15 protein-coding genes are annotated in these 16985 nt (G+C 71.4%); 6 read left to right on the plus strand and 9 right to left on the minus strand.

The window, feature by feature from the left end:
• Window positions 1-104: 104 nt before the first annotated feature.
• Together J7E91_RS25435 and J7E91_RS25440 are read left to right on the plus strand one after the other, a co-directional pair.
• The gene (locus J7E91_RS25435; protein ID WP_214908609.1) at window positions 105-1166 is read left to right on the plus strand and encodes an ADP-ribosylglycohydrolase family protein; all 1062 of its coding nucleotides are present in this window, start codon (window positions 105-107) and stop codon (window positions 1164-1166) included.
• Between the two features lie 202 nt (window positions 1167-1368).
• Complete coding sequence (locus J7E91_RS25440) at window positions 1369-2562, plus strand: hypothetical protein (protein WP_214908611.1); 1194 nt, start codon at window positions 1369-1371, stop codon at window positions 2560-2562.
• A gap of 224 nt (window positions 2563-2786) precedes the next feature.
• Here the strand turns inward: J7E91_RS25440 and J7E91_RS25445 are convergent, their stop codons facing one another.
• From J7E91_RS25445 to J7E91_RS25470, 6 genes are all read right to left on the minus strand, one after another.
• On the minus strand, window positions 2787-3299 hold the full coding sequence (locus tag J7E91_RS25445) for a methylated-DNA--[protein]-cysteine S-methyltransferase (protein WP_251016231.1): 513 nt from the start codon (window positions 3297-3299) through the stop codon (window positions 2787-2789).
• Window positions 3300-3310: 11 nt separating this feature from the next.
• Window positions 3311-4813: an AlkA N-terminal domain-containing protein gene (locus tag J7E91_RS25450; protein ID WP_214908614.1), complete on the minus strand. Its 1503-nt coding sequence runs from the start codon at window positions 4811-4813 to the stop codon at window positions 3311-3313.
• A 50-nt stretch (window positions 4814-4863) separates the two neighbouring features.
• Complete coding sequence (locus J7E91_RS25455) at window positions 4864-5385, minus strand: O-acetyl-ADP-ribose deacetylase (RefSeq protein WP_214908616.1); 522 nt, start codon at window positions 5383-5385, stop codon at window positions 4864-4866.
• Window positions 5386-5437: 52 nt separating this feature from the next.
• Window positions 5438-6853 (minus strand): NAD(P)/FAD-dependent oxidoreductase, encoded by a 1416-nt coding sequence (locus J7E91_RS25460; protein WP_214908618.1) that lies wholly within the window; start codon window positions 6851-6853, stop codon window positions 5438-5440.
• A gap of 124 nt (window positions 6854-6977) precedes the next feature.
• Window positions 6978-7796, minus strand: a complete 819-nt coding sequence (locus tag J7E91_RS25465) for an inositol monophosphatase family protein (RefSeq protein ID WP_214908620.1) — start codon at window positions 7794-7796, stop codon at window positions 6978-6980.
• Window positions 7797-7846: 50 nt separating this feature from the next.
• A complete protein-coding gene (locus J7E91_RS25470) occupies window positions 7847-9652 on the minus strand; it encodes a gamma-glutamyltransferase family protein (protein ID WP_214908622.1) in 1806 nt (601 codons plus the stop codon).
• Between the two features lie 335 nt (window positions 9653-9987).
• On the opposite strand from J7E91_RS25470, the gene J7E91_RS25475 reads away from it, so the two are divergent.
• Window positions 9988-10440: a cupin domain-containing protein gene (locus J7E91_RS25475; RefSeq protein ID WP_308377070.1), complete on the plus strand. Its 453-nt coding sequence runs from the start codon at window positions 9988-9990 to the stop codon at window positions 10438-10440.
• A gap of 110 nt (window positions 10441-10550) precedes the next feature.
• Here J7E91_RS25475 and J7E91_RS25480 read toward each other — a convergent pair whose 3' ends face one another.
• Window positions 10551-12155 (minus strand): DUF6585 family protein, encoded by a 1605-nt coding sequence (locus J7E91_RS25480; protein ID WP_214908624.1) that lies wholly within the window; start codon window positions 12153-12155, stop codon window positions 10551-10553.
• Window positions 12156-12584: 429 nt separating this feature from the next.
• Between J7E91_RS25480 and J7E91_RS25485 the strand changes: the two genes are divergently transcribed.
• Window positions 12585-12743: a hypothetical protein gene (locus J7E91_RS25485; RefSeq protein ID WP_214908626.1), complete on the plus strand. Its 159-nt coding sequence runs from the start codon at window positions 12585-12587 to the stop codon at window positions 12741-12743.
• 430 nt (window positions 12744-13173) lie between these two features.
• Here the strand turns inward: J7E91_RS25485 and J7E91_RS25490 are convergent, their stop codons facing one another.
• The gene (locus J7E91_RS25490; RefSeq protein ID WP_214908761.1) at window positions 13174-13842 is read right to left on the minus strand and encodes a response regulator transcription factor; all 669 of its coding nucleotides are present in this window, start codon (window positions 13840-13842) and stop codon (window positions 13174-13176) included.
• Window positions 13843-13847: 5 nt separating this feature from the next.
• Window positions 13848-14999, minus strand: a complete 1152-nt coding sequence (locus J7E91_RS25495) for a sensor histidine kinase (RefSeq protein ID WP_214908628.1) — start codon at window positions 14997-14999, stop codon at window positions 13848-13850.
• 168 nt (window positions 15000-15167) lie between these two features.
• Here J7E91_RS25495 and J7E91_RS25500 point away from each other — a divergent pair, with 168 nt between their 5' ends.
• Together J7E91_RS25500 and J7E91_RS25505 are read left to right on the plus strand one after the other, a co-directional pair.
• On the plus strand, window positions 15168-16157 hold the full coding sequence (locus J7E91_RS25500; protein WP_214908630.1) for a carboxymuconolactone decarboxylase family protein: 990 nt from the start codon (window positions 15168-15170) through the stop codon (window positions 16155-16157).
• Entirely contained in the window at window positions 16154-16984 is an 831-nt protein-coding gene (locus J7E91_RS25505) for a class I SAM-dependent methyltransferase (RefSeq protein WP_214908631.1), read from the plus strand. The genes J7E91_RS25500 and J7E91_RS25505 overlap by 4 nt, the downstream gene beginning before the upstream one ends.
• Window position 16985 lies beyond the last annotated feature (1 nt).

Genomic DNA, 16985 nt, shown 5'->3' on the forward strand with positions numbered 1-16985 from the left:
TCGCGACACCTCATCGCGCACCGCGTGTCTCACTTCTCTCGCATACCAGTGAAAATCACATGAATCCCCCATGCGTGACCACCGGAAGCGGGTAGACCCGACGCATGACGCCACACAGCACGCACACGGCCGACCGGATCCTCGGTGGCTGGCTGGGCAGAATCGCGGGCAACATGCTGGGCAAGCCCGTGGAGCGCGGCGACTACTGGACGCGGGCACGCATCGACCGCTATCTGCGGCTGACCGGCGCACTCCCCCTCACCGACTACCTGCCCGAGCCCCCGGCCGCCACGACCGCTTTCGAACTGCGTCCCGAATGGCAGCACTGCGTACGCGGCCGGATCAGCGGCAGCTGCCGGGACGACGACGTCGACTACGCGATCCTCGGTCTGCACCTGCTGGAGACCCACGGCTTCGCCTTCACCACCGAGGAGGTCGGCGAACTGTGGCTGCTGCGCCTGCCGTATCTGCAGACGTTCACCGCCGAGCGGGTGACGTACCGCAATCTCGCGAACGGCCTGAGGCCGCCGCTGACCGCCACCTACGAGAACCCGTACCAGGAGTGGATCGGCGCCCTCATCCGCGCCGACATCTTCGGCTGGACCAATCCGGGCGACCCGCACCGGGCGGCCGCGCTGGCCCGCCGCGACGCCGTCCTGTCGCACACCGGCAATGGCGTGTACGGCGCGATGTGGGCGGCCGCGCTGATCGCCGCAGCGTTCACCGCGTCCGGGCCGCGCGCCGCTCTGGAGGCGGCGCTGGAGCGCGTACCTGCGAGCAGCCGCCTCGCCCGTACGGTCCGTCACACGCTCGCCCTGCACGCGGCCGGTGCGGCGTGGGAGGACACGCTCACCGCGATGGACGAGGAGACGGGCCGGCTCGGCTGGATCCACGTCGTCCCGAACGCCGCGGTCATCACGGCCGGACTGCTGTACGGCGACGGCGACTTCACCCGGACCATCGCACTCACCGTGCGCGGCGGGCTCGACACCGACTCCAACGGAGCGACGGCGGGCTCGGTGGCCGGGGTGCTGGCCGGGGCGGCCGGCATCGGACGGCAGTGGACCGAGCCGCTGGAGGACACGGTGCGCAGCGCGGTGTTCGGGTTCGACGGCGTACGGATCACCGAACTGGCCCACCGTACGGCGCGGCTGGTGCTCGGCTGAATCAAGCCTGTCCGTCAACCCCGGTGACCTCTACGGTCTGTTGCCTCAGTGCCTTCACCCGGTGTTGCACCGGAGTGCACCGAACGGACCACAGCGCGGCCTAGAGTGCCTGGCATCCCCCACTCCTTCGTTCGCCATCGTCATCGTTCGCCATCGTTCCGCTTTCGTTCCGCTTCGTTCCTCGACGAAATCTGGAGAGCCCATGCGACGCACATTCGCCGGCGGAGTCCTGACTGTCCTTGCTGCCGGGGCCCTTGTGGCCCAGGGCACCGTCACAGCTGGAGCGGAGGAACCGTCCGAGCGGACGTCAACGGCCGCGGCCTCCAAGGGGAGACACCTGCCCGCCGAGATAAAGGGCGGCGCGTGGAAGGCGGGTCATGTCCAGGGCGTGGCGGTGGACCGCCGCAAGGGGTTCATGTACTTCTCCTTCACCAACCTCCTCGTCAAGACTGATTTGCGCGGAAATCCGGTGGGTTCCGTATCCGGATTCACCGGGCATCTCGGCGATCTGGACTACAACACGACGGACGGGCGGGTCTACGGCTCGCTGGAGTACAAGTCCGCGAAGGCCTTCTACATCGCGATTCTCGATGTGGACCGCATCAACCGCATGGGCATGGACGCGCGGACCAGCGACGTCGTGTCGACCGTCCACCTCCAGGAGGTCGTGGACGACTACACGGCCGACATGAACGGCGACGGGAAGTTCGACGGCGACACCGCGAACACCCCCGACCACCGGTACGGGTGCAGCGGGATCGACGGAGTCGCCTTCGGGCCCGAGCTCGACCGCGGCAGCCTCCTCAAGCGCGGCAAGCAGGTCCTGACGGTCGCGTACGGCATCTACTCGAACGTCAAGCGGCAGGACAACGACCATCAGGTCCTGCTCCAGTACGACGTACGGAAGTGGCGCAAGTACGAGCGACCGCTGCCGGAGAGCGCGCCGCACACCAGCGGTCCCGCGTACGTGGACGGCAAGTACTTCGTCCGCACCGGCAACACGCGTTACGGCGTGCAGAATCTGGAGTACGACGCGCACACCGGCAACTGGCTGATGGCGGTCTACAAGGGCGCGAAGCCGCAGTTCCCCAACTACTCGCTCTTCATCGCCGACGGTTCGAAGCGGCCGGTCACCGGGCCGGTCACCGGTCAGCCGGAGCCGGAGGTCGGCCAGTTGCTGCCGTTGCTCCGCGCGGGGCTGCACCATGAGGCGTCGGGGACGTACGGGTGGGAGTCCGGCGGGCAGTACGGTCTGATCTCGCTCGACGACGGCCGCTTCTACCTCGTGGAGGCGGGCACGGTGGTGGAGGACGGCGTGACGAAGCAGACGGCACGGGCGGTCCTGCACCGCTGGACGGGCCGCCCCCCGACCCCGGTCACCCCGGTCACCGACTAGCCCGCCTGCGGCGGAGCCTGTTCCCCGACCCGCCCCTTCCCGCTGTGACACTTTGCGGCTCCGCCGCGTGAGGGGGCAAGCCCCCAGACCCCCGGACGCCCCATACCCCGGCCCCCTCCAGCCCCTCCGGCGTTTGAGGAGCGGGGTCTGGGGCAGCGCCCCAGTTCGGGAAGGAGCGGGTCGGGGAACAAGCCCCGCGCAGCGGACCCGCACCCGCACCCGCCCTAAAAGAGCCGGCCGCCGTCCGCCCCGCCCGCCTCGAACGCCAGCAGCCTCCGCTTCCGCTCCAGACCGCCCCCGTAGCCGGTGAGGCTCCCCGCGGCCCCGACCACCCGGTGGCAGGGCACGATAATGCCGACCGGGTTCTTGCCATTGGCCAGGCCCACCGCGCGGGACGCCGCCGGATTGCCGAGGCGCTCGGCGAGTTCGCCGTACGTCCAGGTCTCGCCGTACGGGATCTGCTGGAGCTGCGCCCAGACGCCGCGCTGGAACGGCGTGCCGCCGAGGCTCAGCTCCAGGTCGAACTCCTTCAGCTCGCCCGCGAAGTACGCGTCGAGCTGCCGGACGGCCTCCCCCAGGATCCCCGTCGCCCGTTCACCGAGCGACTCCTCCGGCGGCCGGTGGCGCTGGTCCGTCATGTACAGACCCGACAGCATGCCGTCCGTCGCGACCAGCGTCAGGGGACCGTACGGGCTGTCGACAACGCTGTGCTGCTTGGTGTGCAGGTGCATGTGCATGGACGCGCTCCTCATACCGGGAGGTTGTTGATGGGGTGATCGTCGGTGGCCCAGAGGTACTGGACGGCGTACGCCCGCCACGGCCGCCAGACCGACGCCCGCGCCGTGAACGCCGCCGGCGTCGACGGCAGCCCCAGCTCCCGCGCGGCCCGCCGGATCCCGAGGTCGGTCGGCAGGAACGCGTCCGGGTCTCCGAGGGCCCGCATCGCGATCACCTCGACCGTCCAGGGCCCGAAGCCCGGCAGCGCCATGAGCTGGGCGCGGGCCCGCTCCCAGTCGCTGTCGACGCCGAGCGTGAGACTGCCGTCGGCGAGCGAGGAGACCAGCGTCATCAACGTCGTGCGGCGACTGCGCGGCAGGGCGAGCGACTCGGGGTCGAGCGCGGCCAGCCCGGCGGGGTCCGGGAAAAGGTGGGTGAGCCCGCCCGCCGGATCGTCGACCGGCGTGCCGTGCGCGCTGACCAGGCGGGCCGCGTGCGTGCGGGCCGCAGCCGTCGAAACCTGCTGGCCGAGCACCGCGCGTACCGCGAACTCCGCCGCATCGGTCGTACGCGGCACCCTGCGCCCCGGCGCCTTGTCTACGAGCGGGGCGAGCAGCGGGTCGGTGCGCAGCTGGTCGTCGATGGCGACCGGGTCGGCGTCGAGGTCGAGCAGCCTGCGGCAGCGGCTGATGGCGATGGTCAGGTCGCGCAGATCGGTGAGGGACAGCAGGCAGCCGATGTGGTCGGGATGCGGGGTCAGGGTCGCGATGCCGTGGCCGTACGGAAGGGTGAGCGTGCGCCGGTACGCTCCGTCGCGCCATTCCTCGACGCCCGGTACGGCGGTCGCGGCGAGGTGGCCGAAGAGGTTGGTGGGGTTGAGCGGGGCGCGGAACGGCAGCCGGAGCGCGATCGCGCCGGGGGTGTGCGGCTGCTTCCCGCCGCGGCTGCGCAGTTCGCTCGGCGACAGGGCGAAGACTTCGCGGACCGTGTCGTTGAACGTGCGTACCGACGAGAATCCGGCAGCGAAGGCCACGTCCGCCATGGGCAGCGGGGTCGTCTCGATCAGCAGGCGGGCGGTCTGGGCGCGCTGGGACCGGGCGAGGGCGAGCGGCCCCGCGCCGAGCTCGGCCAGCAGTTGCCGCTCGATCTGCCGGGTGCTGTAGCCGAGGCGCGCGGCGAGCCCGGGCACGCCCTCGCGGTCGACGACACCATCGCTGATCAGGCGCATCGCGCGGGCGACGGCGTCGGCGCGGGCGTTCCATCCCCAAGCTCTCAACTCCGTTCGAGCAGGGGAGACCCCATTCGGGGAGCCGGGGCTCGTGTCGGGCCGGCAGCGCTTGCAGGCCCGGAAACCGGCCTGCTGGCAGGCGGCGGCGCTCGGGTAGAAGGTCATGTTCTCGACCTTGGGCGGCACCACCGGGCAGCTGGGGCGGCAGTAGATCCGGGTGGTCAGGACCGCGGTGAAGAACCAGCCGTCGAAGCGCGAGTCCTTGGACTGGACGGCGCGTACGCAACGCTCGGTGTCGGTGTGCATGGCTCAAGCATCGGGCACGCCGCCCACCCGGGGCTGGCGAGAATCCGACATCACGGTGCGGCTGCCAGGGCCGTTTCGAACGCCCCGTACGCGGCCTCGTCGAAGAGCACGAACCGTACCTCGGTGACCGATCCGCCGGCCTCCTCCCGGACCGTACGGACGGCGATGCGTGCGCCGTCGCCCAGCGGCCACCGGAAAATACCGGTCGAGATGGCGGGGAACGCGACGGTCGCCGCCCCGAGCTCCCGCGCCACGCGCAGCGATTCGCGGTAGCAGGAGGCGAGCAGCCCGGACTGGTCCTGATCCGGCTGCCACACCGGACCAACCGTGTGGATCACCCACCGCGCGTCCAGCTCCCCCGCCGTCGTGGCGACCGCCCGCCCGGTCGGCAGCCCTTTTCCGTACGGGGAGGCGCGCAGGCGGCGGCAGTCGGCCAGGATGGCGGGGCCGCCCTTGCGGTGGATGGCGCCGTCGACGCCGCCGCCGCCCAGCAGGGACGAGTTGGCGGCGTTGACGATGGCGTCGACGTGCTGCTCGGTGATGTCACCGCGTACGAGAGTGATGGCCGTCATGGGCCCATCCTCTCCTCCCACGGCTCCTCGCTCCTCCTTCTACGACTGGGTTTCAGGCCGCGCGCAACCGCCGCCAGACCGCCTTCGCCGCGTTGTGCCCCGACATGCCGTGCACGCCGGGTCCCGGCGGAGTCGCGGAGGAGCAGATGAAGACCGCCGGATGCTTTGTCGCGTACGGGAAGAGAGTCACCTTCGGCCGCAGCATCAGCTGGAGTCCCGACGCCGCGCCGCACGCGATGTCCCCGCCGATGTAGTTGGCGTTGCGGGCGGCCAGTTCCGGCGGTCCCGCGGTGGCCCGGGCGAGCACGCGGTCGCGGAAGCCGGGCGCGAAGCGTTCGATCTGCCGCTCGATCGCGTCGGTCAGGTCGCCGTTCCAGGCGTGCGGGACATGACCGTACGCCCAGAAGACGTGCTTGCCCTCGGGGGCGCGGGACGGGTCGACCAGGCTCGGCTGGGCGGTGATCAGGAACGGTGTCCCGGGAGCCGTACCGCCCGAGGCCTGCTTCAGCGCGGTGCCGATCTCGCCGCTGGTCGGGCCGACTTGGACGGTACCGGCCCGCCGGGCCTCCTCCGCCGTCCAGGGCACCGGCCCGTCAAGCGCGTAATCGATCTTGAATACGCTCGCGCCGTACCGGTACTTCTCGTACACCTGCCCGAGTCCGGCGATCCGCGCCAGCGCGGTGGGCGACGTGTCGAAGACGTACGCGCGCGCGGGCGGCAGGTCATCCAGCCGCTTGACCTCGAAGCCGGTGTGCACCACCCCACCGAGATCACGCAGATACGCCGCCAGCGCGTCCGAGATCGACTGCGACCCGCCGCGCGGCATCGGCCAGCCACCGGTGTGCGCGGCAAGGGCGAAGACCAGCCCGACGGCGCTCGTCGCGAGACCGCCCAGCGGCGCTATGACGTGTGCGACGAGCCCGGCGAACAGGGAGCGCGCCTTGTCGTCGCGGAACCGGCGCATCAGCCACGTACTGGGCGGAAGTCCGTCGACACCGAACCGGGCCAGAGTGAGCGGGTCGCGTGGCAGCGCGCTGTACGGCAGCGACATGAAGTCCCGGGCCAGCGTGTCCCACTTCGTCAGATACGGCGCGACGAGCCGCCGGTACGTCCCGGCGTCCTGCGCGCCGAACGAAGCAGCGGTCTCGGCGACCGACCGGGACAGCACAGCCGCGGTGCCGTCGTCCCAGGGATGGGCCATGGGCAGCTCGGGGTGCAACCACTCCAGCCCGTACCGGCCGAGCGGCATGGCCTTGAAGGCCGGCGACCCCGCACCCAGCGGGTGCACGGCGGAACAGGGGTCGTGCCGGAACCCGGGGAGGGTGAGCTCCTCGGTCCTGGCGCCGCCCCCCACGGTGTCCAGCGCCTCGAACACCTCCACCGAGAAGCCCCGGCGGGCGAGTTCGACAGCGGCGGTCAGTCCGTTGGGCCCCGCCCCTACGACGACGGCATCGAGCATCGACGGCACCTTCGGACTCCTTCGTCAGCCGATGGCCAGGAGCCCCAGGATATTCCTGGCCATGGGAGCGCGGACGGCGGGAGGGTCGGGTGGCCGGAAGTGCACGCCACACCGCTACCGCCCCGCCCCGCCCTTACGCCGCCCCGCCACCCAGCAGCGCGACCACCCGTGCCACCGTGGCCGCGTCCCGCGCGGCCGTGAACGGCAGTGCGTTGCCTCCCGTCAGCCGGAACCGCTCCCCCTCGACGGTCGCGTGCGAACCGCCCGCCTCCTCGACCAGCAGCAGTCCCGCCGCGTGGTCCCAGGCGAGCTCCCACGAGAACGCCACCGCGTCCAGGTCGCCCCTGGCCACCGCCAGGTACTCAAGTCCGGCCGACCCGCAGGGGCGGGCCTCGACGCCCTTCACATTCAGGCCGAGCAGCGCCGCCTTCTGCCGCTCCGTCGTGAAGTCCGGATGGGACGTGGCGACCCGCAGCGTCGCGCCCGTGCCCGGAACTCCCGCCCGCAGCACCTCACCGTTCAGCCGCGCCCCGTCACCGCGCACAGCCACGGCCATCTCGTCGAGCACGGGCGCGTACGTCCACGAGGCGAGTACGTCGCCCCGGTGCGCCAGGGCGACGAGCGTGCAGAAACCCGCCTCGCCGCGGACGAACTGCCGGGTCCCGTCCACCGGGTCCACGATCCACACCGGCGCGTCGCCGCCCAGCGCCTCGTACACGGCCGGGTCCTCGTGGACCGCCTCCTCGCCCACGACCACTGATCCCGGCAGCAGCCGGGTCAGTGAGGCCGTGAGGTGCTCCTCCGCCTGGCGGTCGGCAATGGTGACCAGGTCGTGCGGCCCGGTCTTCTCGACGATCTCGTGTGCGGCGAGCTGGCGGTACCGCGGCAGGATCTCGGCGGCGGCCGCCTTGCGCAGGGCCTCTTCGACGTCGGACAACTTGTCATCGATCATGTATCCAGCAAAGCACGGCCCGCTGACAATGCAGGCAACGCGCGGTGCCGTCACCGTCCGACCGCGTAACCCTGCATTCCCCTGGGGTTCGCCGCGGCGGACAGCACACCCGTCCGCGGCTCCCTCGCGACCGCGCACAGCCGCCCCTCCGACCAGGGACCCCCGACCGTCACGTGGTGCCCCCGGCGCCGTAGCTCCCCGACGACTCGCGCGTCCATGCGCGACTCGACGGTGACGCTCCCCGGCCGCATCCCGCGCGGATGGAAGGAGCCGGGGAAGGAGTCGTTGTGCCAGTTGGGCGCGTCGATGGCCTCCTGCAGGGCGAGTGTGCCGCGCGCCGTCGCGCCGGCGAGCGCGACCGCGAGGAAGAAGTGCAGCTGCCACTGGTCCTGCTGGTCACCGCCGGGCGTACCGAAGGCCATGACAGCCGCTCCGTCCCGCAGCGCGAGCGACGGGCTCAGGGTGGTGCGCGGCCGCCGTCCGGGCGTGAGTGTGTTCGGCAGCCCGTCGTCCAGCCACGCCATCTGCAGCCGCGTACCGAGCGGGAAGCCGAGCTCCGGAACCACCGGGTTGGACTGGAGCCAGCCGCCGCTCGGCGTGGCCGCGACCATGTTGCCCCAGCGGTCGACGACGTCCAGGTGGCAGGTGTCGCCGCGGGTCGCCCCGTTCCCGGCGACGGTCGGTTCGCCGGCGCCGGCGGCCGGGTTCGCGGCCTCGGCTCCCAGCTCCCCGGCGGCGACGGCCGACGCGTGCGCGCTCAGCACGGGCGTACGCCCCTGGGGGCTCCCGGGCCGCAGCTCCAGCGAGGCCCTGTCCCCCACGAGCGCCCGGCGCCCAGCGTTGTACGAATCCGAAAGCAGCGCGTCGACGGGCACATCGGCGGCGTCGCCGTACCAGGCCTCCCGGTCCGCCATCGCGAGCTTGCACCCCTCGATCAGCAGGTGGACGTAGTCGGCGGAGCCGTACGCGGGCAGTCGCGGGGGCAGCAGCGCGAGCTGCTGGAGGAAGGCGGGCCCCTGGCTCCAGCCGCCCGCCTTGCACAGCGTCCAGCCGTTCCAGTCGTACGTGACGGGCGCCTCGTACGTCGCGGACCAGCCGGCCAGGTCGGCGGCGGACAGCGTCCCCGTGTGCCGGACGCCGCTGGTGTCCATGGTGGGGCGGGCGGCCTGCCGTACCAGCGCCTGCGCTATGAACCCCTCGCGCCACACCGCACGCGCCGCGTCGATCTGTCTCACCCGGTCGCGGCCGCCCGTCGCCTCGGCCTCGGCGATCAGGCGGCGCCAGGTGGCGGCGAGGGCGGGGTTGCGCAGCAGCTCGCCGGGAGTGGGGGCCCTGCCGCCCGGCAGGTACACCTCGGCTGACGAGGTCCACTCCTCCTCGAACAGGGCGCGCACCGTCTCCACGGTCTCACCGACCCGCTCGACGGGCGCGTGTCCGTCCTGCGCGTACCCGATGGCGTACCGCAGCACCTCGCTGAGCGACTTGGTGCCGTAATCACGGAGGAGAAGCATCCACGCGTCGAACGCTCCCGGCACGGCGGCGGCCAGCGGCCCGGTGCCCGGCACGAGGCCGAGTCCGAGCGCCCGGTAGTGACCGGCGCTCGCGCCGGCGGGCGCGGGCCCCTGCCCGCAGAGCACCCGCACCGGTGCGCCCACCGGCGCGAGGATGACCGGCACTTCGCCCGCGGGCCCGTTGAGGTGCGGTTCGACGACGTGCAGGACGAATCCGGCGGCGACGGCGGCGTCGAAGGCGTTGCCGCCGTCCTCCAGGACCGCCATCGCCGACTGGGAGGCGAGCCAGTGGGTGGAGGACACCATGCCGAAGGTGCCTTGGAGGGTGGGGCGGGTGGTAAACATGCGGCCTCTCGCCGTCGAGCAGTTCGCGTGGCTGTGCGGTGCGGTATGGGCCGTACGGCCCAACCGCAGCCACCGGATGACACATCAGTGAGCGCAGCACACACCCCAGACACACACCAGCCCAGGGGTGTCGACAACGCAAAGACGGCGGCCGCGGGTGGACCGGAACGGGCGACCGGCGGCCGGGCAGGGCAACGCCCAGGCGGGGCCGGCGCGCGGCCACAGCGAGAGCGCATCCGGCCGTTGCCGCGCGTTGAGCGAGCACATCATCCATTACCGGCGCAAACTGCACCTGTTTCCCTACTGAGCACCCGACGATCGAAGGAGCTTCGGCCGTGACCATCAACCTCGTGACGCAAGACGACGGTGACCTTCTGGACATGGGCACCACCCGGGTGCGGATCCTGGAGGACGGTTCCCGTACGAACAAGCGCCTCGGCGTCGCCGAGTTGTGGCTGGCGCCTGGCTTCAACGGCCCGCCGCAGCACCTGCACCGCAAGCACGAAGAGACCTTCTTCGTCCTGTCGGGCACGGTCGATTTCACTTCCGGCCACGACACGCACCGGGTGAGCCCCGGCCAGCTGGTCACCGCCCCCGTCGGTACCCCTCATACCTTCGCCAACCCGGACTCCGACCAGGACGCCAGCATCCTGTTCACCTCCACGCCCGACCTGTACATGGAGTACTTCCGGGACCTGACGCGCCTCAAGCCGGGGCCCGAGGGCCTCAACCCGGCAGACATCGCTGAAGTGATGAAGAAGTACGCCACCGAAACCTGGCAGCCCTGACCACCCCCACAACGTCGGAGCGCCCCCTCCCCCCAGCCGCGGCGGCGGACACCAGACGGTCGGAGTCAGAGGCGACGGACGGCCCCCTGCCCAGGGCCTGGTCCGGCCGGTCAAGCGGACCTGCGCAGGTGTTCAGCGAGCGCGTGAAAGACAAAGAAGTTGGGAATCTGGCTCACTTTCCTGCTGGTCAGGGGGAGCCACTTGCCCGCGACGTTGAGTGAGACGGTGCCGGCCTCAACCGAGATCTGCCGTATCTGGTCCCAGGTGACCGATCTGCCGTATGCCGTGACCGCGTCCCGGTTCACCGAGATGTCGCCGAACGAGACTGTTTCTCCCCTGCGGACGGCGGCGAGGGCAATGGGTAGTTGTGCCTCGGTCACAGCATCCTGGATGGCGGGGCCCCAGTGCTCGGGGTAGGGGATGACCCCGGGGTGCAGGAGAGTCTCGCCGTCCGGGCCCTTGAGGGTGTAGGCGTGGGATCTGCCTTGGGGGACGCCGTAGTGGTAGTGATCGACAACCTTCTGACGCACCGACAGCGCGTCCCAACGGCAGGCGGCGGGCCGCCCGTCGGCGTCGACGACGACCAGACCCTGCTCGAAGATCTGGAGCTGCGCGTAGCGCCGGTTGGCGTAGCGCGCGCCCAGCAAGAGGGCTCCGAACACCGCCGTCAACAGCCCGCAGACGGCCACTTGGTACATGTTCGGGATGGTGATCCCGATGCCGGTGAGCACCAGGAACGCGGCAGCGAGGACAGCAGGGACCATGAGCCCCCGGGGTTTCGCGTGATACGTGGTCTGGTGACCGCCGAGGCGTTCACGCTCGACCGCCGCCGAGACCTTCTCGGAGCGCTCCAGCAGCCCACGGGTCAGCTCCTGGAACCGGGCCCGGGTCACACGCTCGTACAAGTGCAGCGGGCCTTCGGCCGAGGCGGCGAGATAGGGCAACTCGATCGTGGTCTGCGAGGACGACGAAAGCTCGATCTTCGCCGCCTCGGCCGCCTCCCGTAACCGCTGCATAGCTGTCTTGTCGCTGGACAGGTCCACGCCGTGCAGGTTCTCGAACCGGGTGACCAGATAGTCCGCCACGGCCTGGTCCCAGTCGTCGCCGCCCAAACGGTCGTCGCCGCTGGTGGCCTTGACCTGGACGACGTGTTCGCCGTGGGCGTCTTCGGCGACGTCCACCAGCGATACGTCGAAGGTGCCACCGCCCAGGCGCACGACAAGCGCTGTCTTCCCCCTCTTGCCCAGTGCATGGCCCAGGCCCGCAGCGGACGGCTCGCTGATGACGCGCGGCACGTCGAGGCCCGCGAGCTCGCCGGCCTCCCGGGTGGCCTGCCGCTGTGCTTGGCAGAAGTACGCCGGGACAGTGATCACCGCCGCGGTCACCTTCTCGCCGAGGTACGCCTCGGCGTCCCGCTTGAGCTTGCGCAGCACGAAGGCGCTGATCTGCTGAGCGCTGAACGTCTTCTCGTCGATCGGTACCGACCAGTCGGTGCCCATCCGCCGTTTGACCGAGCAGACGGTGCGGCTGGCATTGGTGACAGCCTGGCGCCGGGCGGCCTCGCCGACGAGCACTTCGCCGTCCTTCGCGAAGGCGACCACGGACGGGGTGGTACGGAAGCCCTCAGCGTTGGGGATGACGGTCGGCTCGCCGTCCTGGAGGACGCAGACGACCGAGTCGGTCGTTCCAAGATCGATACCAACCGCACGTGCCACCGTTGTCCTCCTGTCGGGCCGCGTTGACTACGCGGTGAGGTTCTCGAGGACCGCGGCGCCGAGGGTGCCCGGGCTGAGTTTCAGGGTTACCGATGCACGCGCTTCGGATGCCGCCGCCTCCACGTTCCTGCCCGGTACAGGATCGACCCTGCAGAGCCTTCAAGTGCCAAGTCTGTGTGCTGCTGAGGCTGTTCCACAACAGCCAGTTCCGGGTTCACGGACGGTAGTCAGCGAACGAACGCAGATTGCACTCCACAGGGTGGAGCTCATCTCTGGCCACGCGGCTTGGCCTCGGTGACCTCACGACGCCCCACCCGGCCACAGACCCACGCTCGTGCGCACTGGATCGCATGGCCCCAGGCTAAGAGGAGATGGACCGGAACATTTGTCCAATACACCGTCGCGCAGAGACGGTGATAGTGGGTGACCGTGGAGGCGACCATAACGGCGACGCTCGCCCACGAAAACCACTACACCAACGACTACTGCTTCGTCTTCGAGCTCCGGAACGAGCTCATCCACCGAGTCCGCGAATACGTGGACACAGCCCGCGGACACCGCATGATCTTCGGCAAAGCCCCACGGTAGCCATCCCCGACCTGGCCGTGAGCCGGTCGGCTCGACGAACAGGCAGACCGGGGCGGCGAACCTACCTCGGCGCCCCTGGCGCACAACCGCAGGCCGCCCACCATCGAAAACCGCCACGCGGACCGCGCGCAGTGCCGTTGGCGTGCATTCCAAGGATCTTGTGCTGTGGGTCCGAGCGGGTTGGGAGTCGTCGCATCGTGCCTGCCCAGCGGTCAGCTGGCCGACACCGGCGTGTAGTTCGTCGACGGCATCCAGTACCAGGGTCGCCTCATCGGTCAGCTGCTGGTGCAGCGCGGCCGGTTGCGTCTCAGTGGTCATGGCAGCGGCCGTTAGTCGTTGCCGTCGCTGCGGCCGGTGCCGCCGCCGTCCGACGGCTGCTCGGCCCGCGATCGGCCCGCCGCCACCCTTGACCTGGCGCCCACGTTCCAGGTCAGGTCTGCGCCCCCTTCGGGGTCACCAGGCCCGACTCGTAGGCGAAGACGACGAGCTGGGCCCGGTCGCGGGCGCCCAGTTTGACCATCGCGCGGCTCACGTGGGTCTTGGCGGTGAAGGGGCTGATCACCATGTGGCCGGCGATCTCCTCGTTCGTCAGGCCGTGGGCGACCAGCGCCGCGACCTCGCACTCGCGCCGCGTGAGCGTCTCGAAGCCGGGGGCCGTGCGGCGGTCCGGCGGCCGGGCGACGAACTCGGTGATGAGGCGGCGGGTCACGGACGGCGAGAGCAGGGCGTCACCGCGCGCCGCGATGCGGATGGCCTGGAGCAGCTCGGCCGGTTCGGTGTCCTTGAGGAGGAACCCCGCGGCCCCGGCGCGCAGCGCGTCGAAGACGTACTCGTCCAGCCCGTAGTTGGTGAGGATGACGACGTGCACCCCGGCCAGCACCGGGTCGGCGGCGATGTGGCGGGTCGTCTCGATGCCCGTCATCACCGGCATCTGTACGTCGACGAGCGCGACGTCCGGGACGTGCCGGCGGGCGAGTTCGAGCCCCTGGCGGCCGTCGGCGGCCTCGGCGACGACCTCGATGTCGTCCTCGGCGGCCAGCAGGGCGCGGAAGCCTGCCCGCATGAGTGCCTGGTCGTCGACGATCAGCACCCGGATCACGTCGCTCACCGTACCCCCAGCGGCAGTTCGGCGCGTACGGAGAAGCCGCCGCCGGGGCGCGGAGCCGCGTGCAGGGTGCCGCCGAGGGCGGCGACGCGCTCGCGCATGCCGGTCAGGCCGGTGCCGGGGGCGGGGGGCAAGCCGTCGGGCACGGCCGAGCCCTCGTCCTCGACGTGGATGGAGAAGTGGTCGGCGGCGTAGGCGAGTCGTACGGACGTCTTCGCGCGGCCCGCGTGCCGGGCGACATTGGTGAGTGCCTCCTGGACGATGCGGTACGCCGCCCGGTCGACGTCGTCGGGCAGCGCGCGCTCGGTCCCGGTGACGGTCACCGACGCCGCGAGGCCGGCCGTACGGGCCCGCTCGACCAGTTCGCCGAGCCTCGCCAGGCCGCTGCCCGGCGCTACGACGTCCGTACGCAGCACCTCCAGCGTCGCCCGCAGCTCGCGCATCGCCTCGCCGCTCGCCTCCTGGATGGCGAGCAGCGCCTCCGGCACGTCCTCGCCCCGCTTGCGCGCGAGATGGACGGCGACTCCCGCCTGGAGCTTGACGATCGAGATGGAGTGGGTGAGCGAGTCGTGCAGCTCGCGCGCGATCCGCAGCCGCTCCTCCCCCGCCCTGCGCAGCGCCGCCTCCTCCCTCGTACGTTCGGCCTCGGCCGCGCGCTGTTCGGTCTGGCGGAGGTACGCCTGCCAGTTCTTGTCGATGAGTCCGGTCACGCCGGCGCACACGAACCAGCCGTGCAGCAGCAGCGTCCGCTCGATTCCGCCCCCCGACGGGCTCGCGAGGAAGAAGCCCACGAGGAAGACGACGCTCACCCCGACCGCCGCCGCCCGGTGCCCGGCCCTGGTCACGACGTGCACCCCGGCGATGACCGGGAAGGCCGCCGAAGTCCCCGGATTCGCGTGGACGACGTAACCGAGCATGCAGGCGGCGGTGAAGACCAGGGACACCACCGGGGCTCTGCGGTGCACCGCGAGCGCGAGCGACCCGGCCGTGATCAGGACTACGTCGGCAGTACTGGGGCCGGGGCCCGACACGGTGAAGGCGGCGAGCAGGACGGCGCCGCCGATGACGGCCGCAAGTGCGGTGTCGACAAGCCCCGTTCGCCAGGCGTCGAACTCCCGCCTCTCCCGCTTCTCCCGCTGCTCCCCGCGCATGCCCGCACCCTAGATGGCGCTCGCGGTCCCGCGCCTCCTCCGGAGAGACGGCTTTCGCACTACTACCGGGGAAGTAGACGCGGCGTGACGGTGGGGTGGCCGGCGCAGCCGGGAATGCCTCCGGCCGTACGACGACCGGGGCGGGGCCGTCGGGCGAGCATCGTCCCCATGACCGGACCCTTTCGCTACACCGATCCCGTACCTCCCAAGGCCGCGACCGGCGTCACTGCCGAGGTGTACGCCCAGCTGGCCACCGATTTCGGCATCAAGGACGCCACGACCTTCGTCGTACTCTCCCCCTCGCCGCCGCTGCTGACCGGCGCCTGGGCACTGCTGCGCGAGTCCCTGCTGGCCGGGCGGGCTTCCCGTACGGCGAAGCAGGTCGTCGCGGCCGGGGTGTCGCTCGCCAACCGCTGCCCCTTCTGCGTCGACGCGCACACCGTGCTGCTGCACGCCACCGGCGACCACCGCCTCGCCGAGGTCGTCGCACGCGGCGAGGTCCCGGCGGACCCCGGGCACGCGGCGCTGCTCGCGTGGGCGAAGGCGACGCGGACGGGAGACGCCGGTGAACCGCCCGTCCCCGCCGCGCACGCACCCGAGTTCATCGGCACGGCGCTCGCCTTCCACTTCATCAACCGGATCGTGTCGTCACTGCTGACGGAGAACATGCTGCCGGGCAACGCCCAGCGGTACCGCCTCGTACGCTCCCTCGCCGGCCGCTCCCTGTCCCGCACGGTGCGCCGTCGGCTGACGCCCGGAGCCGGCCTGGGGCTGCTGGAAACGTCGGGCCCCGAGCCCGCCTGGGCGGCCGGTTCCCCGGCAGGCACGGCCTATGCCGGCCTCCGGGAGGCTGCGCGCCTCGGCGGCGGACTGCTGTCCGACGAGGACCAGGCGTACGTACGGGACGCGGTCGCCGCGTCCGGCGGTGCCCATCCGCGGCTGACCGGTGACTGGCTGCCGGGCCGGGAGGAGCGCCCCGGCGCGAGGCTCGCGCTGCTGGCCGCCGTAGCGCCGTACCGCATCACGGACGAGGACGTGGCGGCCTGGCGCGGCCCGCAGCACACCGACCACTGCCTGGTTCATCTGATCGCGTACGGCGCGATCACAGCCACCGAACACATCGAAGCCGCCCTCACGGCCCACCGGGAGCCCGCATGAACACCACCGCCCGCTCGACCGAGACGGCCGACGCGATCGCCGCCGCCTGGAACGGCCCGGTCGGCCGCCACTGGGCCGAGCACCAGGACCGGTACGACGCCATGATGGCCGGTTTCAACGACGCCTTGTTCGGCGCCGCGGCGATCGGTGACCGGGACCGCGTCCTGGACATCGGCTGCGGCAGCGGCTGTACGACGCGGGAGGCCGCCCGCCGGGCCGGGCAGGGGCGCGTCCTGGGCGTGGACATCTCGGAGCCACTGCTCGACCGGGCCCGCGCCCTGTCGGGGCATCTCGCGCACCTCGGCTACGAGTTGGGTGACGCCCAGGTGCATCCCTTCCCGGCTTCGGCGTACGACGTGGCGATCAGCCGGGGCGGCGTGATGTTCTTCGCCGATCACACGGAGGCGTTCGCCAACATCGCCCGCGCCCTGCGCCCCGGCGGCCGGCTCGCCTTCATGTGCCCGCGGCCGCCGGCTCCGGGCACGGACGAGGGCAGGGCGCTCGGGCGGCTGGCCTCGCTGCTGGGCCAGGAGCAGGCGAGCGGGGGCGGCCTGGCCGAGGCGATGGCTTCCCTTGCGCAGCCCGGCCGCATCGAGGACGTACTGACCGGCGCCGGTTTCCATGAGATCGACGTGACGCCGGTGACGGAGGACACCCACTGGGGCAAGGACGCCGCCGACGCCGTGGACTTCTTCCTCTCCCGGACCCCGGACCGCACGGTCCCGGACGAGTCCCGCGCCGCGATGCGCGAGGCATTGCTTCCGTACGAGACGGAGCGCGGCGTGCTGCTGCGCGCCGGGGTCTGGGTGGTCACGGCTCAGGCCTGAA

It is taken from the genome of Streptomyces sp. ISL-99 (assembly GCF_018614005.1).
Classification (GTDB): domain Bacteria; phylum Actinomycetota; class Actinomycetes; order Streptomycetales; family Streptomycetaceae; genus Streptomyces; species Streptomyces flavidovirens.

What these genes read in the sequence shown, in the direction of transcription:
- J7E91_RS25500 (WP_214908630.1), top strand. Translation starts at nt 15,168, where the DNA reads ATGACCGGACCCTTTCGCTACACCGATCCCGTACCTCCCAAGGCCGCG.
- J7E91_RS25435 (WP_214908609.1), top strand. Translation starts at nt 105, where the DNA reads ATGACGCCACACAGCACGCACACGGCCGACCGGATCCTCGGTGGCTGG.
- J7E91_RS25495 (WP_214908628.1), bottom strand. Translation starts at nt 14,999, where the DNA reads ATGCGCGGGGAGCAGCGGGAGAAGCGGGAGAGGCGGGAGTTCGACGCC.
- J7E91_RS25465 (WP_214908620.1), bottom strand. Translation starts at nt 7,796, where the DNA reads ATGATCGATGACAAGTTGTCCGACGTCGAAGAGGCCCTGCGCAAGGCG.
- J7E91_RS25445 (WP_251016231.1), bottom strand. Translation starts at nt 3,299, where the DNA reads ATGCACATGCACCTGCACACCAAGCAGCACAGCGTTGTCGACAGCCCG.
- J7E91_RS25440 (WP_214908611.1), top strand. Translation starts at nt 1,369, where the DNA reads ATGCGACGCACATTCGCCGGCGGAGTCCTGACTGTCCTTGCTGCCGGG.
- J7E91_RS25470 (WP_214908622.1), bottom strand. Translation starts at nt 9,652, where the DNA reads ATGTTTACCACCCGCCCCACCCTCCAAGGCACCTTCGGCATGGTGTCC.
- J7E91_RS25455 (WP_214908616.1), bottom strand. Translation starts at nt 5,385, where the DNA reads ATGACGGCCATCACTCTCGTACGCGGTGACATCACCGAGCAGCACGTC.
- J7E91_RS25505 (WP_214908631.1), top strand. Translation starts at nt 16,154, where the DNA reads ATGAACACCACCGCCCGCTCGACCGAGACGGCCGACGCGATCGCCGCC.
- J7E91_RS25450 (WP_214908614.1), bottom strand. Translation starts at nt 4,813, where the DNA reads ATGCACACCGACACCGAGCGTTGCGTACGCGCCGTCCAGTCCAAGGAC.